At 61.2% G+C, this 23,234-nt stretch carries 21 protein-coding genes; 9 read left to right on the top strand and 12 right to left on the bottom strand.

What is annotated here, in order from left to right; all coding sequences use genetic code 11:
• Window positions 1-101 precede the first annotated feature (101 nt).
• The 3 genes from KHO33_RS22870 to mdlC all read right to left on the bottom strand — a co-directional run bounded on the left by KHO33_RS22870 (window position 102) and on the right by mdlC (window position 4,854).
• Window positions 102-1,373 (bottom strand): MFS transporter, encoded by a 1,272-nt coding sequence (locus KHO33_RS22870; RefSeq protein WP_234480688.1) that lies wholly within the window; start codon window positions 1,371-1,373, stop codon window positions 102-104.
• Window positions 1,374-1,728: 355 nt separating this feature from the next.
• Window positions 1,729-3,180 (bottom strand): aldehyde dehydrogenase, encoded by a 1,452-nt coding sequence (locus KHO33_RS22865; RefSeq protein ID WP_200566471.1) that lies wholly within the window; start codon window positions 3,178-3,180, stop codon window positions 1,729-1,731.
• A gap of 54 nt (window positions 3,181-3,234) precedes the next feature.
• A complete protein-coding gene (gene mdlC / locus KHO33_RS22860) occupies window positions 3,235-4,854 on the bottom strand; it encodes a benzoylformate decarboxylase (RefSeq protein ID WP_200566470.1) in 1,620 nt (539 codons plus the stop codon).
• Between the two features lie 102 nt (window positions 4,855-4,956).
• Between mdlC and KHO33_RS22855 the strand changes: the two genes are divergently transcribed.
• The gene (locus KHO33_RS22855) at window positions 4,957-5,877 is read left to right on the top strand and encodes a LysR family transcriptional regulator (RefSeq protein WP_054042778.1); all 921 of its coding nucleotides are present in this window, start codon (window positions 4,957-4,959) and stop codon (window positions 5,875-5,877) included.
• Window positions 5,878-6,011: 134 nt separating this feature from the next.
• Here the strand turns inward: KHO33_RS22855 and KHO33_RS22850 are convergent, their stop codons facing one another.
• Window positions 6,012-6,338, bottom strand: coding sequence for a DUF4148 domain-containing protein (locus tag KHO33_RS22850; RefSeq protein WP_200566487.1), 327 nt, complete (start codon window positions 6,336-6,338; stop codon window positions 6,012-6,014).
• A gap of 217 nt (window positions 6,339-6,555) precedes the next feature.
• Entirely contained in the window at window positions 6,556-7,572 is a 1,017-nt protein-coding gene (locus tag KHO33_RS22845; RefSeq protein ID WP_234480684.1) for a GlxA family transcriptional regulator, read from the bottom strand.
• A 363-nt stretch (window positions 7,573-7,935) separates the two neighbouring features.
• Here KHO33_RS22845 and KHO33_RS22840 point away from each other — a divergent pair, with 363 nt between their 5' ends.
• The 5 genes from KHO33_RS22840 to KHO33_RS22820 all read left to right on the top strand — a co-directional run bounded on the left by KHO33_RS22840 (window position 7,936) and on the right by KHO33_RS22820 (window position 12,485).
• Entirely contained in the window at window positions 7,936-8,889 is a 954-nt protein-coding gene (locus KHO33_RS22840) for a choline ABC transporter substrate-binding protein (RefSeq protein ID WP_200566469.1), read from the top strand.
• Window positions 8,890-8,945: 56 nt separating this feature from the next.
• Complete coding sequence (locus KHO33_RS22835) at window positions 8,946-9,875, top strand: BKACE family enzyme (protein WP_200566468.1); 930 nt, start codon at window positions 8,946-8,948, stop codon at window positions 9,873-9,875.
• Window positions 9,876-9,952: 77 nt separating this feature from the next.
• Window positions 9,953-10,918 (top strand): L-carnitine dehydrogenase, encoded by a 966-nt coding sequence (locus KHO33_RS22830; RefSeq protein ID WP_200566467.1) that lies wholly within the window; start codon window positions 9,953-9,955, stop codon window positions 10,916-10,918.
• Between the two features lie 104 nt (window positions 10,919-11,022).
• Window positions 11,023-11,535, top strand: a complete 513-nt coding sequence (locus tag KHO33_RS22825) for a thioesterase family protein (RefSeq protein WP_200566466.1) — start codon at window positions 11,023-11,025, stop codon at window positions 11,533-11,535.
• Between the two features lie 2 nt (window positions 11,536-11,537).
• Complete coding sequence (locus tag KHO33_RS22820) at window positions 11,538-12,485, top strand: alpha/beta hydrolase (protein WP_200566465.1); 948 nt, start codon at window positions 11,538-11,540, stop codon at window positions 12,483-12,485.
• Window positions 12,486-12,505: 20 nt separating this feature from the next.
• On the opposite strand, the gene KHO33_RS22815 is transcribed toward KHO33_RS22820, so the two are convergent.
• A complete protein-coding gene (locus KHO33_RS22815) occupies window positions 12,506-13,348 on the bottom strand; it encodes an alpha/beta hydrolase (RefSeq protein WP_200566464.1) in 843 nt (280 codons plus the stop codon).
• 227 nt (window positions 13,349-13,575) lie between these two features.
• Window positions 13,576-14,352 (bottom strand): NAD(P)H-dependent oxidoreductase, encoded by a 777-nt coding sequence (locus KHO33_RS22810; protein ID WP_200566463.1) that lies wholly within the window; start codon window positions 14,350-14,352, stop codon window positions 13,576-13,578.
• Between the two features lie 70 nt (window positions 14,353-14,422).
• Between KHO33_RS22810 and KHO33_RS22805 the strand changes: the two genes are divergently transcribed.
• The gene (locus KHO33_RS22805) at window positions 14,423-15,337 is read left to right on the top strand and encodes a LysR family transcriptional regulator (protein ID WP_200566462.1); all 915 of its coding nucleotides are present in this window, start codon (window positions 14,423-14,425) and stop codon (window positions 15,335-15,337) included.
• Between the two features lie 77 nt (window positions 15,338-15,414).
• Here KHO33_RS22805 and KHO33_RS22800 read toward each other — a convergent pair whose 3' ends face one another.
• Window positions 15,415-16,569 (bottom strand): acyltransferase family protein, encoded by a 1,155-nt coding sequence (locus tag KHO33_RS22800; protein ID WP_234480683.1) that lies wholly within the window; start codon window positions 16,567-16,569, stop codon window positions 15,415-15,417.
• 157 nt (window positions 16,570-16,726) lie between these two features.
• Window positions 16,727-17,731 carry an aldo/keto reductase gene (locus KHO33_RS22795; RefSeq protein WP_200566460.1) on the bottom strand — a complete coding sequence of 335 codons (1,005 nt, stop codon included), beginning with the start codon at window positions 17,729-17,731 and terminating at the stop codon, window positions 16,727-16,729.
• Between the two features lie 142 nt (window positions 17,732-17,873).
• On the opposite strand from KHO33_RS22795, the gene KHO33_RS22790 reads away from it, so the two are divergent.
• Complete coding sequence (locus tag KHO33_RS22790; RefSeq protein ID WP_054042792.1) at window positions 17,874-18,791, top strand: LysR family transcriptional regulator; 918 nt, start codon at window positions 17,874-17,876, stop codon at window positions 18,789-18,791.
• Between the two features lie 43 nt (window positions 18,792-18,834).
• On the opposite strand, the gene KHO33_RS22785 is transcribed toward KHO33_RS22790, so the two are convergent.
• The gene (locus KHO33_RS22785; protein WP_200566459.1) at window positions 18,835-19,716 is read right to left on the bottom strand and encodes an aldo/keto reductase family oxidoreductase; all 882 of its coding nucleotides are present in this window, start codon (window positions 19,714-19,716) and stop codon (window positions 18,835-18,837) included.
• Window positions 19,717-19,832: 116 nt separating this feature from the next.
• On the opposite strand from KHO33_RS22785, the gene KHO33_RS22780 reads away from it, so the two are divergent.
• The gene (locus tag KHO33_RS22780) at window positions 19,833-20,726 is read left to right on the top strand and encodes a LysR family transcriptional regulator (RefSeq protein ID WP_200566458.1); all 894 of its coding nucleotides are present in this window, start codon (window positions 19,833-19,835) and stop codon (window positions 20,724-20,726) included.
• Window positions 20,727-20,753: 27 nt separating this feature from the next.
• On the opposite strand, the gene KHO33_RS22775 is transcribed toward KHO33_RS22780, so the two are convergent.
• A complete protein-coding gene (locus tag KHO33_RS22775; protein WP_054042799.1) occupies window positions 20,754-21,914 on the bottom strand; it encodes a porin in 1,161 nt (386 codons plus the stop codon).
• 408 nt (window positions 21,915-22,322) lie between these two features.
• Window positions 22,323-23,054, bottom strand: a complete 732-nt coding sequence (locus tag KHO33_RS22770; protein WP_200566457.1) for a FadR/GntR family transcriptional regulator — start codon at window positions 23,052-23,054, stop codon at window positions 22,323-22,325.
• Between the last annotated feature and the right edge of the window lie 180 nt (window positions 23,055-23,234).

The following is a 23,234-nucleotide window of genomic DNA, read 5'->3' as shown; positions in this document are numbered from 1 at the left end:
GACCGCTAAGCAAGCCGTCCGATACGCTAAAGATTGACTGCTTCAGATTGCGGCGATCCGCGTATCACACCGGATCGCCGCGATTCAGGACATTGCGTCCCTCAACCGCCCGGCTTCGGAATATGACGTTTGACCACCATCAGTGCGACCATCACGATCACCATCGCGATCCCGAGCATCCACAGGTATGACGATGCACCGCCCGCCGTAATCACCACCGCACCCGCAAACGCGCTGGCAATCGCGCCGAGCCGGCCGAACGCGAGCGCCGATGCGGTACCGGTTGCGCGCACACGGGTCGGATAGACATAAGCGCACAACGCAAACATCGTCGACTGCACCGCATTGACAAACATACCGTGTACGCCAAGACCGAAAATCAGCAAACCGGTGTGGTCTGATATGTTCACACCGAGCAGCAGCAACGCGCTCGCCGCACCACCCGCGCTGCAGAGAATCAATGGCCAGCGCGAACCGGTACGCGCGATCACCACTGCGCACACCAATGCGCCGACCACACCGCCGAGGTTGTATGCGGTGAGTCCCGCCCCTGCGACCGACACCGACAAACCCTGCGTGCTGAGCATCGTCGGCAGCCAGCTGAAGGCGCTATAGACGGCCAGCAGGCATAGGCAGAACGCGCACCAGATCGCCACCGTATCGAGCGCCAGGCCCTCGCGGAACAATGCGGTAAAGCCCGTGTGTTTTTCAACAGCCTGTTCGCGCGAGTCGGTAAACACGCAGCCGCTGGCCACCGGACGCGACATCCGGCCAAGCAGGCGTTTGAGTTCCGGCCAGCGCTGCGGGTGCCGGGCGAGAAAGCGCGGCGACTCGGGCAACGTGAAGAGCAACAACACGCCGAGCGCGAGAGGCAACACGCCGCCGATCATGAACAAGCCGCGCCATCCGTACGTCGGCAGAATCTCATGCGCGAACAATCCCGCCACCATGCCGCCGAGCGGCACGCAGACGATCGTCGCGGTGACTGCCAAGGTACGGCGGCGAGCCGGTGTGAACTCCGCGGTCATGGTCGTCGAACTCGGCAACGCGCCGCCGATACCGAGTCCGGCGATAAAGCGCAGCACGGCAATCGTCACGATGTCCGGGGCGAAGCTGATGCCGCAGGTGGCGGCGCCGAACACCAGCACGCTGCCGATCACCGCCCAACGGCGGCCGAAGCGATCGGCCAGCAGTCCGGCACACGCGCTGCCGATGCCCATGCCGATCAAGCCGGCCGCGACCACCGGCGCAAAAGCCGCGCGCGTCACGCCCCATTCCTTGATGAGCACCGGAATCGCAAAGCCGATCAACTGGCTATCGAAGCCGTCCAGAACAATCGACAAGGCCGCGAGAAACACCACGATCTTCTGCATCGTGGTGTAAGGACCTTCGTCGAGCGTACGGCCGATATCGACGGTATAGCGCCCCTCCTCGACTCCCGCCTGATGGCCGGCAAGTGGCGCATTGGCCTCGCCGGTTGCCGCACTGGCCGAGCCGGCCGGCGGTACATAACTGGTCATGAAGCTGTCTCCTGGTTTGGGCGCGCGATCTGAGCGCCGCGCTTTTGAGGTCACGTTTTTTAGTCAGTATGTGAGCGAGTGAACGGCTTCTGACATTGCCGTTTCGCGCAAAAGCCATGACATGTATGCATGGCTTTCACGACACTGCGTATCGCTGCGAAGAAATGGCGCGCAGCGATACGCAGTGACTACAACGGCAGTCCGCCCTTCAGAACGGGTAATGACGCGGCGTGGTCTGCACCGTAATCCAGCGCAAATCCGTAAACTCGGCAATCCCCGCCTGGCCACCGAAGCGTCCAAAGCCGCTGCCCTTCACGCCACCGAACGGCATTTGCGCTTCGTCGTGAACGGTCGGCCCGTTGACGTGACAGATGCCCGATTCAATGCGCCGCGCGACGTTCATCCCCCGCGCGATATCGCGGCTGAACACCGCCGACGAAAGCCCGTACTCGTTGTCGTTCGCACAGGCCACGGCCTCGTCTTCGCCGCTGACGCGCACGATGCCCTTCACAGGCCCGAACGATTCGTCGCCATAGATACGCATGGCAGGTGTGACGTGGTCGAGCAGCGTGGCGGGCATCAAGGTGCTGTCCGCCTTGCCCCCGCAGACGAGCGTGGCGCCTTTGGCTAACGCATCATCGATCAGTGCATTGCAGCGGTCCACCGTGCTCATGTCGACGACCGATCCCAACACCACCGGCCCTTTACGTGGGTCACCGAGCGGCAGGCCGCGCGCTTTCTGCGCGAGCTTTGCAACGAACTGATCAGCGATCCTTTCGTCGACGATGATCCGTTCCGTCGACATGCAGATTTGCCCCGAGTTGGCGAACGCGCCGAATGCAGCGGCGTTGACGGCTGCATCAAGATCCGCGTCGTCGAGCACGATCAACGGCGCTTTTCCGCCGAGTTCCAACACCGACGGCTTCAGATAGCGCGCGCACGTGGCCGCGATAATCTTGCCCACATGCGTGGAACCCGTGAAATTGACACGCCGGACTTTCGGATGCGCGATCAGCGCCTCGACGACCGCGCCTGCATCGGCCGGCGCATTGGTGACGAAGTTCACCACGCCCTTCGGCAAGCCCGCTTCCTGCAGCACTTCGATAATCAGTCCGTGTGTGCCGGGGCAGATTTCCGAACCCTTCAGCACGACTGTATTGCCACATGCGAGCGGCAACGCGATCGCACGCACGGCGAGGATCACCGGTGCGTTCCACGGCGCGATGCCCAGCACGACGCCGGCCGGCTGACGCACGCCCATCGCGAGGCTGCCGGGCACGTCCGACGGGATCACCTCGCCGCCGATCTGTGTAGTAAGCGCCGCCGCTTCCGTCAATCCGCCGGCGGCGAGATGCACATTGAACCCCGCCCACATTGCCGACGCACCCGTCTCCGCTGCCATCACCGCGGCGAACGCCTCGCTGCGCGCTTCCAGCGCATGCGCCGCCTTCATCAGCAGCGCGCGGCGCTCGCTCGGCCCCAGCGCGGACCATGCCGGAAATGCCGCTGCCGCGGCATCGGCGGCGGCTACCGCGTCGGCGACCGTCGCCGCGGGAGCACGCGTCGCGACTTCGCCGTCGAGCGGATTGCGGCGCTCGAAGGTAGCGCCGTTGCTCGCTTGCACGGCTGCGCCGTTGATCAGCATCGAAATACTCTGCATCGTGTTGTCTCCTGCGGAAAGTTTTATGAATGCGGGCGCGGCGCTCGCTCGATGTCAAGCCACGACGACTTCGACCAGCATCGGTCCAGATGACGTCAACGCGTCGCGCAACACGTCATGCAAGCGTTCGGCGTCGGTCACGCGTGTGCCCTGGCAACCCATGCCTGCAGCAAGCGCCACGAAATCGAGTCCGGGCAGATCGGTGCCTTGCACCGGATCGCTCGGACCAAAACCAAACTCCGGGGCAAAGTCCTGCAACGCGGCATAGCGGGAATTGTTCAGGATCACGAATGTGATCGGCAATTTCATCTGCACGGCGCTATAGATGGCCTGGATCGAATACATGCTGGAGCCGTCGCCGATCAGGCCGATCACGCGCGTGCCGGGCTTCGCCAATGCCACGCCGACAGCAGCCGGCATGCCATAACCGAGACCGCCGCTGTCCATCGTGTAGAAGGTGCCGCTGCGCGTGAACGGCAGATAGTTCTGCATCACCGGGCGCGAACTCGGCGCTTCCTCGACCACAATGTCGTCCGCATGGCGCACCTCGGCGAGGGTCTGCAGCGCGAACGCCACCGACATCAATGGAGACGGTTCTGCGCGCGGTGATGCGGCGCGTAGTGCAGGCAAGGGGCGCGTCTTCGGCGCGGGCCGCGTCAGCAGATCGGCCACGCCGAGGCGAATATTGCCGACCACTGCGGTACCTGTCGGCGCCCACGCCGCAATCGCCGGATCGTCGATCAGTTGACACAGCGTTGCGCCGGCAGGCAGATGCGGGCCGTGACCTTCGACGTGATACGTGAATGCCGCTGCGCCGATCACGAAGATCAGGTCATGGCCGCCGAGCAGCTCGACGATCTTCTCGCGCATCGCCGGCAAAAAGCCGGCGAACAGGCGGTGGTCTTCAGGGAACGCACAGCGGCCTGTCATCGGCGCGACGAACACGCGGGCATTGTGGCGTTCGGCGAGACGCACGACTTCGTCCCAGCCGCCGGCGCGGTCGACAGCGCCGCCCACCACGAAAGCCGGCCGTTCACAGGCATCGAGCGCCGCGCCGATCTGCTCCAGCACGAACGGCTCCGGCCGCGTCTCGGTACTCACTACGCGTGCCGGCACCGGCTCCGCGGCGCGGTCCCAATCGTCGACGGGAATCGACACCAGCACCGGCCCGCGCGGCTCCTGCATCGCCACGTGATAGGCGCGCGCGATCGCCAGCGGCACGTCTTCGGCGCGGGCCGGTTCGATGCTCCATTTGACGTACGGCTTCGGCAATTCGGTGGCTTGCGTCGATGCGAGGAACGGGTCGAACGGCAGAATCGAGCGGGCCTGCTGCCCGGCGGTAATCACGATCGGCGTGCGATTGCGGAACGCGGTGAAGATATTGCCCATCGCATTGCCCACGCCCGCCGCGGAATGCAGATTGACGAACGATGCGTTGCGGGTGGCCTGCGCATAACCGTCGGCCATGCCGACCACGACTGCTTCCTGCAAACCGAGCACATAACGGAAATCCTGCGGAAAATCGCGGAACAACGGCAATTCCGTCGAGCCCGGATTGGCGAACACCGAAGTCATGCCGAGGCGCCGCATGAGATCGATGACGGCGTGGCGCACGGTGAAAGGTTCGTGTTGAGAAGATCCCGATGCGTCTGAACGGGGCGCGTTGCTGGTCATCCATGTCTCCTAGTGATGAGCGCCATTTCTTGAAGGCTCATTATCGGAAGCTCGAGGTTGATTGAAAATTGCCTTTTTTGAGAAAAGGCATTACTTTTGCGCATGACTTTCAATCTTCAGCAATTGCACGCGTTTGCCACCATCGTCGCGAGCGGCAGCCTGGGCCGTGCCGCGGAGGTGCTGCACGTCACGCAGCCCGCGCTGAGCCGCACCATCAAGCGGCTCGAGGATCAGGTCGGCGCACCGCTGTTCGAACGGCACTCGAAGGGTATGCAGCTTACTGCGATCGGCAGCGCGCTGCTGCCGCACGCCACATTGCTGCAACGTGAAGCCGATCACGCCCGCGAGGAGATCGACGCGATGCGTGGCCTCGCGAAAGGGACGATTCGCGTCGGCGCGGTGGCGAGCATCGCGACGCTCGTGCTGCCGCTCGCGGTGAGCGGCGTGCTCGCGCGCTGGCCGAATCTGCGTGTCGAGATCATGGAGGGGGTATGGGACCGGCTTGCTGACAGCCTGATGAAACACGAGATCGACCTCGCGCTCAGCATGGCGGTGCCGGACACGGATGAGATTACGGCGATTGCCGATTGCCGATGGGAGGACACGAGCTATGTGGTCGCCGCGCTCGATCATCCGCTGCGAAACAAGACGGATCTATCGCTTGCGGACACGCTCGATCAGCAGTGGTGTGTGCCGCCGCGCGGGACGGGTCCGTTCGAGCATATGCAGCACGTATTTGCCGAGCATGGACTCGGCATGCCGCAGATTGCCGTCGAGACGCGCTCGATCACGGTGCTGAAAAGCCTGGTCACGCGTGCCGGATTTCTAAGCTGGATGGCAACGCCGATGTACGACACCGAAAGCGCGGCCGGCGTGTTCGATACGCTGCCGATTCCGGGTCTCGTCGCACGCCGCACGTTGACGGCGTTTCGACGCCGCCAGGGGATTTTGCCGAGTCCGGCGGTGAAGCTGCTGGAGCAACTCAGGCAGTTGACCGCTGTTCAGGGAGAAGGGCTCGCATGAGGCAAGCAGCGCCGACGGCCCCGTTCAACGCTCAATAGCACAGCGGCCCCGCTTTCACATTGAAGTGAAAGCGGGACCGCTGTATATCGCTGTCAATCAAGCGTGCGCGAGGCTATTGCTCGCGCTACCGCATCTTAATGACCGACGTTGACAACCGGAGCCGAATACGAGCTCGGCGTCGTTTCGCCGCGGCTGCCTGCTTGCGACGAGCCGTTCGTTGCCGTTCCATAACCGCTGGTTTGGGCGGTGCCGTTTTGTGCGGCGACGCGGGCTTCAGCAGCCTGAATGTTTGCAGGGTAGTCATCCGCATTCGACAGAGCCGGGTTGTAGCCTGCCTTTTCCAGTTGCACCAGCTCCGCACGCACTTGGGCGCGGGTCACCGGCTGATTGGATTGAGCAAAAGCAGCGAGCGGCGCAGTAATGAGAGCGGCGATAACAAAAGCTTCGATCAGGGATTTCATGACGACTACCTCCAGAGATTGTTTTTTGCGGCGCTGCAAACGTGTTTGTTTGCAGCCAGTGACGACAGTCTAGGAGGCAGCAGATATAGGGTAAACCCCTAATAAACGAATTCACTGTTGCTGGAAACGGCACAATTGCGGTGAGAGCTTGGTGACAGGCATGTCATCACGCCGGCAAATCAGGCTCTCAATGTTTGAGACCTCGCGCGCAACGAGGTCAGGTTTCCGACAATGCGGGAGCCGATGCCTGGGTTGCCTCGCTTGAAGACAACACCGCGCTGCCATTTCTGCCGCCGGTCGCCTGACGGTCGCTTCTCGGACTTACGCCGAACCGCGCGCGATACGTCCGCGAAAAATGCGAGGGCGACTCGAACCCGCAGGCGACGCAAATCGATGTGATCGACATGTCGGTCTGCTGCAGCAACTCGCGCGCACGGGTGAGGCGCAGTTGCTGATAGAAATGCGTCGGCGTGTCCTTCAGCGACGCGCAGAACAGCCGCTCCAGTTGCCGCCGCGTCACGTTGATTTCCTCGGCGAGTTGGTCGGGCGTCAGCGGCTCTTCCATATGCTGTTCCATCGCCCCAATCACCTGAATCAGCTTGCGGTTGTGCACGCCGTAACGCGCCGCAATTTCCATTCGCTGATGATCCGAACGCTGCCGGATCCGGCTCACGACGAACTGTTCCGATACCGCCGAGGCCAACGCTGCGCCGTGCTTGCGGCCGATCAGGTCGAGCATCATATCGATCGACGCCGTGCCGCCCGCACAGGTGATGCGCCGCGCGCCGATTTCGAACAGCTCCTGGCTTGCGTTTAGCGAGGGATAGCGTTCGCTGAACGCCGACAGCGCTTCCCAATGCACAGTCACGCTGTCCGAACCGCTCAGAAGCCCGGCTTCCGCAAGGATGAAGCTGCCCGTGTCGATGCCACCGAGCGTCGTGCCGGCGCGCTCGAGCCGCTTCAGACAATCGCCGAGCACGCGCGTATAGCAGGCGAGCGGCTCGAAGCCCGCCACGACGAAAACCGTCTGCGCCTCATGGACATCGGCGATTGCCGCGTCTGCATTGATCGAAATACCGTTGCTGGCCGCGACCGGCGCGCCGTCGAGACTCAGAATGCGCCAGCGGTAGAGATCGCCGCGAAAGCGGTTCGCCACACGCAAAGGCTCGACCGCCGACATGAAACCGATCGCCGAAAAGCCAGGCAGCAGCAGGAACGACATATCTTCGGGCATCGTGCAGATGACTCGATCAGGGACACAGAGGGACACAAGCCGCAAGCGAACGCGGGGTTCCGGGCGAGCGTAGCAAGCAGCGCGCAAGCCGGCAAGGCGCACCAAAATTCACAGCGACAAATCGATGCTGCGCCGCAATGACGAACGATGCTGGTTTTCCCTCGTTGTCGCGTGGGAGCAAGAACGGGTCGCTGGCGGTCGCTTTGGCGAGAATATGGGGCATTAACGTTACGTCACTCGTGCAGTTCAAGCCCGGCTCAAGCATGGCTCGAGCCGTATCGTGCAGGTCCGGGGGGCCGTTCGGTTTTTCTCGCCGCGGCCATTTCGTAACACGCTGTTCAACGTGTCCGAAGGGGGAACGTCATGAAGTTACGCGTCAAAGCCTTGCTTGCCCATCTTGCCTGTCTGGCGGCCGTCGTCGCTGCGTCGCCGGTACTTGCACAGGATCCCTCCACCTGCCGCGCGGTGCATTTTGCCGACATCGGCTGGACCGACATTACGTCGACCACGGCGCTCGCCTCGACCGTATTCGAGGGACTTGGCTATCAGCCTGTGACGACCGTCGCTTCGGTGCCGATTTCGTTCGCGGGCCTGAAGAGCAAACAGCTCGATGTGTCGCTCGGCTACTGGTGGCCCGTGCAGGAGAAAGCGATTACGCCGTTCATCGATTCGAAATCGATTCAGGTGCTGCAACCGCCCAACCTGACTGGCGCTAAAGCGACCTTCGCCGTACCGAGCTACGAATACGACGCCGGCCTGAAGACGTTCGCCGACATCGCCAAACATCGCGATCAGCTCGACGGCAAGATCTATGGCATCGAACCCGGCAGCAGCGCGAACGCGGCAATTCAGAAAATGATCGCCAGCAATCAGTTCGGCCTCGGCGATTTCAAGCTGATCGAATCGAGTGAAGCGGGCATGCTGGTTTCGGTGGATCGCGCCATTCGCGCGAAGAAATGGGTGGTATTCCTCGGCTGGGAGCCGCATCCGATGAACATCCAGATCGATATGAAATACCTCACCGGCAGCGACGGCGTATTCGGTCCGAACGATGGCGAAGCACGCGTTTATACGTTGACGTCCCCCGACTTTCTGACGCGCTGCCCGAACGCCGGCAAGCTCGTGAGCAATCTGCGCTTTTCGACGCAACTGGAGAACGTGGTGATGCAGTCGGTGATGAACAAGGAGAAGCCCGCCGACGCCGCCAAAGCGTATCTGAAGAAGAACCCGCAAGTACTGGATGCATGGCTCGCAGGCGTGAAGACGTATGACGGGAAAGACGGCTTGCCGGCGGTGAAGGCTTATCTCGGGCTTTGAGGGGGCGGTCTTGCATCCATCCAGTCGCGCATTTCAATCCACAGGAACTAGCACGCATGAATCATGAAGTTATCGTGACCTGCGCGGTCACCGGCGCGGGCGATACGGTCGGCAAGCATCCGGCCATTCCCGTCACGCCGAAGCAGATCGCCGAAGCCGCTATCGAAGCTGCAAAGGCCGGCGCCACGGTCGCGCACTGCCATGTGCGCGATCCGAAGACCGGTCGCGGCAGCCGCGATCCGCAGTTGTATCGCGAAGTTGTCGACCGGATCCGTTCGTCAGGCACCGACGTGATCATCAATCTGACGGCGGGCATGGGCGGCGATCTCGAGATCGGTCCCGGCGAAGACCCGATGCGCTTTGGCGCGGGTACCGACCTCGTCGGCGGCTTGACGCGGCTCGCGCACGTCGAGGAACTGCTGCCGGAAATCTGCACGCTCGATTGCGGCACGCTCAATTTCGGCGACGGCGACTACATCTACGTGTCGACGCCCGCGCAATTGCGGGCCGGCGCGCAGCGTATTCAGGAACTCGGCGTAAAGCCGGAGCTGGAGATCTTCGATACCGGGCATCTGTGGTTCGCAAAGCAGTTGCTCAAGGAAGGCTTGCTCGACGCGCCGCCGCTGTTTCAGATCTGCCTGGGCATTCCATGGGGGGCGCCCGCCGATACCACGACGATGAAAGCGATGGCGGACAGCCTTCCGCCTGGCGCGCAATGGGCCGGCTTCGGCATCGGCCGCATGCAGATGCCGATGGTCGCGCAGGCGATGCTCCTCGGCGGCCACGTACGTGTCGGCCTCGAAGACAACATCTGGCTCGACAAAGGTGTGCCTGCAACGAACGGCACGCTGGTGCAACGCGCGGTCGAGATCATCGAACGGCTCGGCGGGCGCGCGCTGACACCCGCGGAAGGCCGTCGCAAACTCGGCTTGCCGGCACGTGGCGAGCGGCAGTTGGAGCGGCGTGCGGCGGGACAGTACGCGTGAAGATGTCGAGTTACCCGTTGCGCTTCATATAGCGCGCTGCGGAACCTGAGAACTCATAGGCAAAGGAAACATCAGCAATGGCAGTGATCGTCGATATCAAAACATTTGCGGCAATCGGCGCGGGCGTGATCGGCAGCGGCTGGGTAGCGCGCGCGCTCGCGCACGGCCTCGACGTCGTCGCGTGGGACCCCGCTCCCGGCGCGGAGAAACAGTTGCGCGAGAACATCGCCAATGCGTGGCCGGCCTTGGAGCGAGTCGGCCTCGCCGAGGGCGCAACACCCGACAGGTTGCGTTTCGTCGATACGATTGAAGCCTGTGTCGAACAGGCGGACTTCATTCAGGAAAGCGCGCCTGAACGCGAAGAATTGAAGCTCGCGTTACACGAGCAGATCAGCCGTGCAGCGAAGCCTGAAGCGATCATCGCCTCATCCACTTCCGGCCTGCTGCCGAGCGATTTCTATGCACGGGCGGTGAATCCGCAGCGCTGCATCGTCGGGCATCCGTTCAACCCGGTGTATCTGCTGCCGCTCGTCGAAGTGCTCGGCGGCGAACGTACCGCACCGGCCACCATCGACGCCGCGATGCAGATTTATCGTTCGCTGTCGATGCGCCCGCTTCTCGTACGCAAGGAAGTGCCCGGCTTTATCGCCGACCGTTTGCTCGAAGCGCTGTGGCGCGAGGCGCTGCATCTGGTCAATGAAGGCGTCGCGACCACGGGCGAAATCGACGATGCGATCCGCTTCGGCGCGGGCATCCGCTGGTCGTTCATGGGCACGTTCCTGACCTACACGCTGGCGGGCGGCGATGCGGGTATGCGTCACTTCATGCAGCAGTTTGGACCTGCGTTGGAGCTGCCGTGGACTAAACTGGTAGCGCCGCAGCTCACTGACGAATTGATCGACCGGGTGGTGGACGGCACATCTGATCAGGTCGGATCGCGCTCGATCAAGCAGCTCGAGCGCTATCGGGACGATTGCATTACGAGCGTGCTGGCGGCGATTGGAGAAGCCAAAGCACGGCACGGCATACTCGCCGCGGAGTGATACTGTGTGCCGGAAGACGCCCCGCCCCGCTCCACCGGGATGCGTCAGCGGCACAAGAGCGCTGCGGCCGGCACCGTTCATAGGGATAAAGGAAACGATTGCATATGCCTACGCCGCACCATGCTTCACTGCCCTGCTATCGCGACGTCGTGCGCGCCGAGTGGGTCGACTACAACGGCCATTTGCGCGACGCGTTCTACATGCTGATTTTCAGCTTCGCGACCGATGCGTTGATTGATGTGATCGGGCTGCCTGATTCGGTGCGCAAGGAACGCGGCCGCTCGATCTATACGCTCGAAGCGCATATCAACTACCTGCATGAAATCAAGGAAGGCGTGCAGGTCCGCGTGGATATGCGCGTGCTTGGGCATGATGCGAAGCGGCTGCATCTGTACCTTGAAATGTTCGCCGACGAGGGCGTTGAGCCGGTGGCCGCAGGCGAACAGATGCTGCTGCATGTTGATACCGGCGGACCGCGCGCTGTTGCCTTCGACCCGGATGTCGAGGCGCGCGTGCGGGCGTTGGCGGAAGCACATACTGTGTTGCCGGCGGCCAGGTTTGCAGGCCGCGTGATCGGCTTGCCTGTCAAAGCGCAGCGTATCAGTAGCGAGGAGTGAGCATGCTTGAGCCGGAGATCGCCGCGTTCATCGAACGGACGGCTGCCATCTATGCGGGGCACTCAACTTCGTTGCCACCGAGCGAACAGCGCACGATTTACGAGCGCTATGCGGCGGCACTCACGCCGCCTTTGCCAGCCGATGTGATCACCGAAGACGCTGTGTTTCGCGCAAGCGCCGGCCATCTGATCAAACTGCGGCTTTATCGGAATCGTAGAAAGGCGAGCGGGACACCCGTCGGCATCGTGTTGTACTTTCACGGTGGCGGCTTTGTGCTCGGCTCGTTGGATAGTCACCAGATCGTAACCGCACGAATTGCCGCGGATACCGGACTCGATGTGATTGCGGTCGACTACCGGCTGGCGCCCGAACACCGCGCTCCGGCAGCGCATGAGGATTGTCTGGAGATTACGCTTGCCGCACTGGCCGGCCAATTGCCGTTCGATTCGCTCTCACGTGGCGCACTGCAATTGGCGGGCGACAGTGCCGGCGCCACGCTCGCTGCCAGCGTCGCGATGCGCTTGCGCGATGACGGGATTCAAGGCGTGCGCGGACTTGCGCTGGTCTATCCAATGCTCGGCACGGACCCGCAAATGCCCGCACGCGAAAGCGAAGCGCACGCACCGATGCTCACGCTTGCCAATGTCCATGCGTTTCGCGATCTGTATTGGGGCGAACGGCCGCCCTATCCTGCGTGGACGATACCGCTCGATGCGGCACGCTTCGACCGGCTCCCGCCGACACTTGCCGCAGGTGTTGAACACGATCCGTTGCGGGACGACGCGAGGGTGTTTGTCGAACGCGTTAGTGCGGCCGGCGGACAGGCCCGCTTGTGGATTGGAACCGGACTCGTACACGGGTGCTGGCGCGCGCTCGAATTGAGTCCCGGCGTGAAGGCAATGCATCACACTGTCTGCCAGTTTCTAGGCGAGCATTCAGGCATGCAGTGATGGCTCAAGCCATGCAAGCTTCACGTCTGTGCCGCTGCGCCACTCCGCTTGAATGAACTGGCAAAGAACAGCACCTGGTATTGCACCGCATTCGACCAATACTTCCACGTATGGCCGCCAGGCCGCTCCGCGTAATCATGCGGCACGCCCAGCTCGACAAGCCGCGCATGCAGCATCCGGTTCGACTGAACAAGCGAATCGTTCACCCCGCAATCGATCGTCAGCGCAATATGCGCATTTCCGAAATTGCGCGCGTTCTCGACAATCGCCTCGTTGTTCCAGAAGTCGGCGTGCCGAGCCGGATCTCCAAACACCTGATCGATCCCAGGCTCATCCTCGCACCCGCGCGGATCGACCGCCCCGCTAATACTTCCCGCGGCGCCGAATTCGTCCGGCCGGTCTAGCGCGATATGCAGCGCCCCGAAGCCGCCCATACTCAAGCCCGTAATCGCGCGCGCCTCACGCGTCGCAATCGTACGGAAATGCGTGTCGATATATCCGACGACTTCTGTACCTACATAAGTTTCGTAACGGCTGCGCGGATCGACAGGGCTGTCGATATACCAGCTCTCGTGACCGCCGTCGGGCATGACGAGGATCACGTGATAGCGGTCGGCCAGTTTGCCGATATGCGAGTTCGTGGTCCAGTCGGTGTAGTCGCCGCCCGAGCCGTGCAGCAAATAGACGACGGGAAAGCGATCGGCCGCCTTGCCGTGCGTGTATTGGTCAGGCAGCACCACCGTCGCCTCGAACGACTTATGCATGGCCGCGCTGGGAATGGTGACGACCCGGGACTGGAACGCCCAGACCGGGTTCGTGAAAAGCAGCGTCAGAATGAGCCAGAACGCACGATTCATTTTCATGGTTTGTCGCTCTCCCCCTTTCTATGTGTCCAAAGAACACTGTCTGGCATCTAGCGGCAAAATTCTGTCAACGACTCTAACAACGGCGACTTACAACCAAATTTCAACGAAGCATACGGTCCCGTTAGCTTGGCGCCATTCCAGGGGGAGCTGGAGCGGCCCAAACCGAACGTCTATTTAACAATTACGCCCGCCGCGCGAGCGCGAATGTGGGGAACGCAACGCATCTATTCAATGTGCGCTGAAAAGCCGACCCGATCCGTAGCAACATCCGGCCGCAATGTGAGCGCCGGGATGTCATAGGCACCGGCGTTTTGCGGGCGAAACGGTATCGGCGCAGTCTTCCAGAGATCATCGAGACGGTGCCCGAGCGCGTTTTGCACTTCGGAAAAGCGTGCTTCATCGATCCGGCTTGTCCGATGGATCACGAACGGTGGCAAAACGTCGAAACCAGGGTAATACAGAATGCCGTGCTGGATAGGGAACAACACGTCGTCGATCGGACCGTTGATACCACGCGGGCTGTAATGCGACTCCCAGCCACCTGTTGTCACGACCAGCATCGCCCGCTTGCCCGCCATGTTGCCTTCACCATAGCGGTCACCCCAGCGCGCATCGGAGTGCTCCCCGACGCCATACGCGAAGCCATATGCATAGACGCGCTCCACCCAGCCTTTCAGGATCGCAGGCATCGAGAACCACCACAGCGGGAACTGCAGAATCACTGCATCCGCCCACTTCAGTTTCTCCTGTTCGAGTGCGATGTCCTGGCTTTGCCGGCCGTCTTTGAACGCACGCTTCGAATCGAGAGAAGGATCGAAACGCGCGCCCGGTTGCCTGTCGAGGCTGTCGTTTGCATCGAGCGATGCTTTCCAGTTCATCGCATACAGATCGGATACCTGGACAGCGTGTCCGGCATCCTCGAGACGCTTGACCGAAAAGTCCTTAAGGGACCCGTTCAATGACCGGGGTTCCGGATGGGCATAGACGAGAAGAACATTCATGACCTGACCTCCTTTGCGAGAAAGCACCACGATAGGTCTCTTGCCGGTATATTGGAAATGAATAACCAATATGTCAGGTATTGCCATGAATAATCTCAGAAGGCTGGATCTCAACCTGCTGGTGACACTCGATGTGTTGTTGTCGGAGCACAATGTGACCCGCGCGGCCGAACGCCTGAACTTCTCTCAGCCCTCGGTGAGCGTGCATCTTGCCAAGCTGCGGGATATCTTTGGCGACCCGTTGTTGCTGCCGGGTCCCCGAGGCATGCGCCCCACCGCCAGAGCCGAGGAATTGCGCGAACCTTTGCGCCAGGCGCTCGATGCACTCGAGCACGCAGTGTCGCCGGCCAGCCCGTTCAATCCAGCCGAAGCCAGTCATACGTGGCGCGTTGCCGCGACCGACTATGCCGAATCGACGATCTTGCTGCCCGTCCTGTCCAGCTTGCGCGCGGCAGCGCCCGGCACCCGGCTCGCGATCGTGGAAGCTGCCCCGCCCCGCATCGCGAAGCAAGCCGAACAGGGGGACATCGATCTGGCATTCCATACCAGTGAAGGCGCGCCGCCCGGATTGCGCGGGCGATTGCTTTTCAAGGAGCGGTATGTGCTGGCAGGCCGCGCGGATCACCCGCGCCTGAAACGCCGGCCAACGCTTGCCCAGTTCTGCAAACTGGAGCACGTGATCGTGTCGCCGGATGGTGGCGGGTTTAGCGGCGTCACGGACGAAGCACTGGCTGAGGTGGGTCTCACGCGCAGGGTTGTGCTTTCGGTTCCGCACTTCCTGTTCGTGATGTCAGTCCTCGCGAGCACTGACCTCGTGGCGATGGTGCCGGCGCGATTGGTGCGCGGCAATGGCGCGCTCAGGGTCGTCGAGGCACCGGTTGAAGTGCCAGGATATGAAATGGCGATGCTCTGGCACGAGCGCTCCCATCGAGATCCGGCGCACCAATGGTTGCGGGAATGCATTGTGGACGCGGTGGCGACTTGAATACCCATAGATGTGCCGAAGCCCAGGTTGGCACAACCCGCTTTGGAGGCGTGGCCTTTGCAACGATGCTATTCAAATCAAATCACAGACTGTCCCGGTTCGCCATCGCGAACCCGCCTCGTCACATCCGCTAAGCGTGCCTTGATGCGCCTGCGCAAGGGCTCTTCGTAGAATTTGAAGCAGAGCAGGCTTACCAGCACACAAAAGACAATCACAATCCATCCATTCGATCGTCCGAATCCGATCATCAACGACCAGAGTGCGATGGGCATATGCGTGAGATAAAGCGAATAGCTCGCCTCGCCCAACCGCACCAGGGGGCGCCAGCTCAATATGCCCACGACAGGCCGCTCCAGTAGCGCGAGCCCAAGTACCAATGCGGCAAAAAACGGAGCGTCGAGGAAGAACGAAGGTGACACAGGCCGCCATGCGCTCAGTCCCACAAGAGCCGTCAAAGCCAGGGTCACAAGCGCCTTCCCCCTGACATGCTGCGATCCGGCGCCTGCCCGAAGGCGTTGATAGAAAAGAGCCGAACTGATGCCCATGACAAACTCCGCGAGCCGCGTCACCGGCATGGCGTAGATCATGGCGCCGCTGCGTGAGATCGGCATATAGGCATCCAGCAGCGCAATCCACGTTCCAGTCGTGAGCCACAACGCAATACAAAAAAATGCGAGCCGTGCAGGCTTCAACCCGGTCATCCTGCGCACCAGAAACGGGAACAGCAGATAAAAGAATGCCTCGCAGGAGACGCTGTCAGACGGTCCGTTCCAGGGTTGATTGATAGCCGAAAAAGGAAACCATGCATTGAGTAGAAGCAGTTGGCAAATCAGGCTAATGACCAATGCCGGGTAGATTGCACTCTTGAGGGCATACCACTTCAGCATCAGCGAAGCGTCGCCAGCATGCACAAGATAGATCACCACTGGAACGCACATCAGGAGGCCGAGCAGGATCACCGGATAGATCCGTGCGATACGTGCCTCGTAAAAAGTGCGAACGCCTCCGCGGACAAGTTTGTCGCGATAGGTGAAGGTAAGGATAAAACCGGAAAGGACAAAGAACAGCGACACAGCGGAACGGCCCCCGTCCAGGAAGTTAAAGACGGAGGTCGGCAACGGCAGCAGTTGATTTTCTGAGTAGTGCGAGACGACGACCGCCAATGCCGCCAGGAACCGGATACTGGTCAACGCGGGAAACGCACCGCCGGACTGGTTCAGGCTCACCGCCATCAGCATCGCCTCCTGATTACGCGGGGCTCAATCTACCATCGCAATCCGGCAAAACCTGCATACCACCTGGCAATTCCCGCAGAGATGGCGGAACGTTTGGGTAATTTGGCGCGAATGACCTGTGCGATGCACAAAACGCAAATGACCACTCAGGATTTCACGCCACGCGCCGCCCTTCAACCGGGTAACCCGGATCGGTATAACCCGGCGTAGAAGCATGGCCAGGCGCCACGAGACTATCGACCAGTTTCTCGTCGTCCGGTCCGAGCTGTAATTTCAACGCGTCGACATAACTGTCCCATTGCGCTTCGGTACGCGGTCCGGCAATGGCGCTGCTGACGGCCCGGTTCTTGAGGACCCACGCCAGCGCGAACGCAATCGAAGTCGTGCCGCGCTCGGCCGCGTGCGCGGCGATCGTCTGGGCGATCCTGAGCGACTCCGGCCGCCACTCGGTCTGCTGGATGCGCTTATCGCCGCGACCCGCACGCGAATCGGCCGGCGGCGCCGCATCCACGGCATATTTACCGCTGAGCACCCCGCGCGCGAGCGGGCTATACGAGACGACACCCAAACCGTAGTGATGCGCCGCCGGCAACTGTTCGACTTCCGCCGTGCGGTCGACGATGTTGTAAAGCGGCTCGCTTGCGACTGGCCGGTCGATTCCAAGCTGGTCGGCAAGCCGCGCGATTTCGGCAATCCGCCAGCCCCGGAAGTTGGACACGCCGAAATAGCGGATCTTGCCCTGACGGATCAGATCGCCGATGGCGCGCACGCCCTCTTCCATCGGTGCATCGGCGAGCGCCCGGTGAAAGTAGAGGATGTCGATGTAGTCAGTGCCGAGCCGTTTCAGGCTCGCTTCAACCGACTGGATGATCCACTTGCGCGACTGACCTTGTTCGTTCGGGCCTGGCGAGCTTGGGAAACCGAACTTCGTAGCCACGACCCAGTTGTCCCGGCGCTCCGCGATGGCCCGCCCGACGATTTCTTCCGAACGACCTGCATGATAGACGTCCGCCGTGTCGATGAAATTGACGCCCTGGTCGTATGCCTTGTCGATGATCCGCTTCGAGCTCGCCTCGTCAGTCTCGCCACCGAACATCATCGCGCCGAGACACAAGGGCGAAACCTTCAGGGCACTGCGGCCCAGATACCGATAGTCCATTACCTGTGCTCCGTTCAGGCTGCGCCTGAATTAGAAATTGCTGAACGACTCAAACCGATCAGTTACGACGCTCAATTTACTGGCTGCGAAGACAGGTGACTAGACGGTAGAATCGGCAAACACTTATGAGCGAGATTCATGAATGGCACGCGAAAACCTGAACGATCTGCTGGCCTTCCTCGCAGTCGCGCGCGAACGCAGCTTTACCAAAGCCGCGGCGAAACTGGGCGTGTCGCAATCGGCGCTGAGCCACACCATCCGTGGGCTCGAATCGAGGCTCGGCATCCGCCTGCTGACCCGAACAACCCGAAGCGTCGCGCCTACGCCGGCCGGCGAACGATTGCTGGCCACCGTGGGACCGCGGTTCGATGAAATCGACGAAGAACTCGCCGCCTTGAGCGAGCTTCGCGATAAGCCCGCCGGCACCATCCGCATCACGACGGACGAACATGCGGCGAATTCGATACTTCAACCGAAGCTGACGCAGCTTCTGTCCGAGTATCCGGACATCAAGGTCGAGGTCATCGTCGATCTTGGTTTGACCGATATCGTCGCGCAGCAATACGACGTTGGCGTACGTCTTGGCGATCAGGTGGCGAAAGACATGATCGCGGTACGCATTGCGCCCGACCTGCGTATGGCCGTCGTCGGCGCGCCCGCCTACTTCGCGAAACGTTCGCGGCCCAAAACGCCTCGGGACTTGACCGACCATAACTGCATCAATCTTCGGCTACCCACCCACGGCGGCTTGTACGCCTGGGAGTTCGAAAAGTCTGGCCACGAACTGAACGTACGTGTGGAGGGTCAATTCGTGTTCAACGGAACCAGCCAGATGCTCAATGCAGCGCTGGCCGGCTGCGGTCTTGCCTATGTCCCGGAAGATCTGGCGCGACCGCATATCGCCGACGGACAACTCAAGCAGGTTCTCAAGGACTGGTGCCCGACCTTTCCGGGCTACCACCTTTATTACCCGAGCCGCCGTCAATCGTCACGCGCCTTGGCCGTGCTGGTCGATGCACTGCGCTACCGGGCGGGTCCATCCGCGCAAGGACATCGATAGCAACGACCCGATGCGGATTGCGCGCGCAATCCAAAAAGTGCGATTACGCCTTCCCATTCCCGCGGCCAATGGCGTCCAGTTCAGCGCGCACCTCGTCGGTCAATCTCAACTGTGCTGCCTGCATGTTTTCCCGCAGATGCCCGAGCGACGAAGTACCCGGAATCAGCATGATGTTGGGCGCGCGATGCAAGAGCCAGGCGAGCGCCACTTGCATCGGCGTCGCGCCGATCGATTGCGCGATCGTGGAAAGCGCCGACGACTGGATCGGTGTGAATCCGCCAAGCGGGAAGAACGGTACGTAGGCGATGCCCTTCGCGGCCAGTTCATCGACCAGCGCATCGTCTTCCCGGTGAACCAGGTTGTAGTGATTCTGTACGCAGACGATCTCAACAATGCCCTGTGCCTCGGCAACCTGAGCCGCGGTCGCGTTGCTCAAGCCGATATGGCGAACCAGTCCGCGCTGTTGAAGTTCGGCAAGCGCCACGACCTGCTTTTCGATCGCCCCTTCGGACGGAGCATGCACGTCGCCCATGATTCGCATATTGACGACATCGAGTGCGTCGACACCGAGATTGCGAAGGTTGTCGTGAACGCCACACTCGATATCTTCCGGCTCGAGCGCCGGCATCCAGGAGCCATCGCTGCCACGCACCGCGCCAACCTTGGTGACGATCACGAGGTCATCCGGATAAGGATGCAGTGCCTCGCGAATCAACTGGTTGGTGATGTGAGGGCCGTAGAAGTCGCTCGTATCGATGTGATTGACGCCCGACGCCACCGCTTCGCGCAGCACGGCAATCGCCGCGTCGCGATCTTTCGGCGGCCCGAATACGCCGGGTCCGGCCAGTTGCATGGCGCCATAGCCCATGCGTTGCACAGGGTGGCCAGCCAGCGGAAATGTGTCCACAGGGGTGAAGTTCGACATAGCGCGCTCCTTGAGATGCGATGACGTGAAGGTTTGAGCGGCAGTATGACGAGGATTGCGCTGTTCGATAATCCGGCCTAAATTGCACGGGTTGTTAAACATTTTGAACAATGGTCATGGAATTCAACGATCTTGCCGCCTTCGTCTCGGTCGCGCGCGCCGGCGGCTTTCGCGACGCCGCGCGCATCAGCGGCGTCTCCGCGTCCAGTCTAAGCATTGCCGTGCGCCGTCTCGAATCGAAGCTGGGTATGCGTCTGCTCAACCGGACCACACGCAGCGTGGCCCCGACCGAAGCCGGATTGCGTCTGATCGAAAAGCTAACGCCATTGTTCAGCGAAATGGAAGCCGCGCTGGACGTCCTGAACCGGTTCAGGGACAAGCCGAGCGGCACGCTCAAACTCAACGTGCCGTCAAGCGCCGCACGCATCGTGTTGCCGACCGTCATTCCCCAGTTCCTGAAGGCCTATCCCGACATACGCGTGGAGGTCGTGGTGGAGGATGGCTTCGTCGATGTGCTGTCGATCGGTTGCGATGCGGGCATTCGCTACGACGAGCGGCTCGAGCAGGACATGATCGCGATGCCAATCGGTCCGCGTGTGCAGCGCTTCGCTACCGCCGCGACGGCGGGCTATCTCGACACGCAGGGCAGACCCGAGCATCCGCGCGACCTGCTGGCTCATGCGTGCTTGCGTGGCCAGTTTGCCGGCGGCGCTACGCCGACCTGGTATTTCGAGCGTGACGGCGAGGTGGTGCAGTTGAATCCGTCGGGACCGCTTCTCGTCAGACCCGGCGCGGCAATCGACCTTGCGATCAGTACTGCTGTCGCAGGCGTAGGAGTGATTCACCTGTTCGAGGACATGCTGCGCCCGCATCTCGATAGCGGGGCATTGGAGCCGATTCTGGAGCCGTGGTGGCAGCGCTTTTCGGGGCCGTTTCTATACTATCCGGGCCGGCGTCACTTGCCGGCGCCGTTGCGCGCATTTGTCGATTTCCTGAAGGCGGGTGCTTAGCGTGAGCGTTTGACCGCGCCTTCCCGGTCAGAATGCGTGACGCATCCCCACCGTAACGGCGACTTGCGTATTCGACGACGAAGGCGAGAGCGTATTGATCATGGCATGCGAGAGCACGGAATCAGCCGGTGCGCCGTGCACGTTCTGATAGACGCCTTCAAGATAGAAGTCAGTGCGCTTGCTGATCGAATAGTCGGCCTGCAGCATCCCCGTATTCCATCCCGGCGACGAGCCGTTATAAGCGCCATGCGTGTACGTATACGCGCCCGATAAAGTCAACGCAGGCGTGAGCGCGTACTTGACGTTCGCTTCGTAGTTGTCGAGGCGCAGCGAGCCGCTCAGGGTTCCGGCTGAAGCATCGTTCGCACCGAGGTAAGTGCCGGTTCCGAACGAGAAGACGCCCGACGCGTTGTCCATCTGCGTATGGCTCCAGACGAGGCCTACGGTAGCCGGTCCGAACGTGTAGTTACCGCCAAGCGACCAGATACGCTGACGTTGCGCAAGGAAGTTCGCGCTGGTGTCGCCCGTGGTAACGGCGCCGCCTGCGCTGCCTGCGTTGTTCAATTGCAGGTAGCCGGCAGCAAGGTTGATGGGCCCTTGCGCATAGGACACACCGAAGCCGTATGAGCGGTTGTTCGCGAAACTGCCTGCCTTATTGCTGAAGGCATACATCGTTTCGAATGTGACGCCGCTGAACGTCGGGCTCGTGTACTTGACCGTATTGTTGAAAACGACCGAATTGGCGGCAAGGTTGTCGTTTTCGAACGGATGCGCAGCCATGTTGCCGCCCCACGTGTTGAACTCCGCCGTAAGCGGTCCGACCAGGTCGTTCATCACGTCAAACTGGCGACCGAATGTCACCGTGCCGTATGGATCGCTTTGCAAACCGACCCACGCCTGCGAGCCGAAGCCATCGCCGGAGAAAGCCTGGGCGCCGTTATTCAGCAGGAATCCCTGCTCCAGCTTGAAGACCGCATGCAAGCCGCCACCGAGATCTTCCGAACCCTTGAGGCCGAAGACCGTGTTCTGCGTCGAGCTGCTCACTTCCTGCCAGTTGCTATGGCCGCCCTGATTGTTCGTGTAGACCAATCCTGCATCAATGAGACCATAGAGCGTCACGCTGCTTTGCGCATGCGCCGAAATAGCAAAGGCGCCGGAAAGCGCGACCACGAGTAAAGACTTTTTCATAACTGTTGGCTCCGTGATTGAGCGATGTTGAACGTAATTAATTGTGTGCGTTCGATTCCCACTGGCGAGCGCGTTGGCTGCCAACAGGATCTACGAACGCATAGGCAACGGATAGGCAACGCGTTCGCATGGCCGATGCCATGAGAATTGCGAAAACATCCGTTATTGTTTATTGATTATTGCGTGTGGCGCATTTAATGACGTGTGGAAAGCGCGTGCTGACTAAAGCATGGTTTTCAATTGAATTACACAGGCGTATCTTGCGAGGCGCTGCCGAAAATGAACAGTGCAATCATATGACGGCGAAAATAAATTCCGCGTCAAAAATAAAAGTGACGTGGTGCAAAAAGAACACGCAAATGGCATGTTCAGACAACGTGCCAGGTCAAACGTAAATGGCGCGCATACTTATCGCCACGCTTGAGTAAACTCTCCCACCACGCGAGACAGATGCGACTGCATTGCCTCTCGCGCCGCAACTGGATCGCGGCCCATGATGGCAGCAAAGATACGCTGATGATCTTCCTGTGACGCCGCACGCATCGCCGGCGTATGAAAGTGTTCCTCGATCTTGGCCCACAGCGGATCGCTTCGCGCACAGTCCCACATCGCGGTGACCATATGCAATAGCACGGCATTGCCGGTCGCTTCGGCAATGCGCATGTGGAACTGACGATCAGCCGCGTCGTTAGCCTGCTTGTCATGCATCTGCTCGCGCATCGTGGTGAGGGCGGAGAAGATGCGGTCGAGGTCGCTGTCCTTGCGCTCGGTGGCCGCGAGCGCCGCCACCTCGGACTCGATTAACGCGCGCGCGCGCAGCGTTTCGATCGGACCGGGGCCGCGTGGCAGCTCGAAGGTCACCGGCTTGGCACCGATGCCCGCCGACACATAGATACCCGACCCGCCGCGCACTTCGACCACGCCCTGCACCTCCAGCGCAATGATCGCCTCGCGAACCTGCGTGCGGCTCACGCCGAATTTATCGGCCAGGGTCCGCTCCGAGGGCAATCTCGAGCCTGCTTCGAACTCTCCGGACGCCGCGATCAACGCGTGAATCTGTTTCGCGAGGCCGATGTACGAACGGTCCGCGGCTTCGGCGTCCTGTCTGTGGGCGAATGGCTGGGTGGAGAAATCGGTCATCAAGTGCTCATGGGTAGGCATAGCGAGGCGCCACCTGCGGCCCTCGCGCAAAAAATGGTACACCACTTTCGTCCGCCAGCAGCTTTCCCTTCATTTAACTCAATGCCAACCGCTCTCTCATCACGCAGGGACAAGGCTCAGCACGAACATAGACTGGTAAACCACTATCGCCTCAAATTG

This window comes from Paraburkholderia nemoris, from assembly GCF_905221015.1.
In the GTDB taxonomy this organism is placed as follows: domain Bacteria; phylum Pseudomonadota; class Gammaproteobacteria; order Burkholderiales; family Burkholderiaceae; genus Paraburkholderia; species Paraburkholderia nemoris.
Note: the sequence above shows the minus strand (reverse complement) of the source record. Positions and strands in the feature narration are given on the sequence as shown.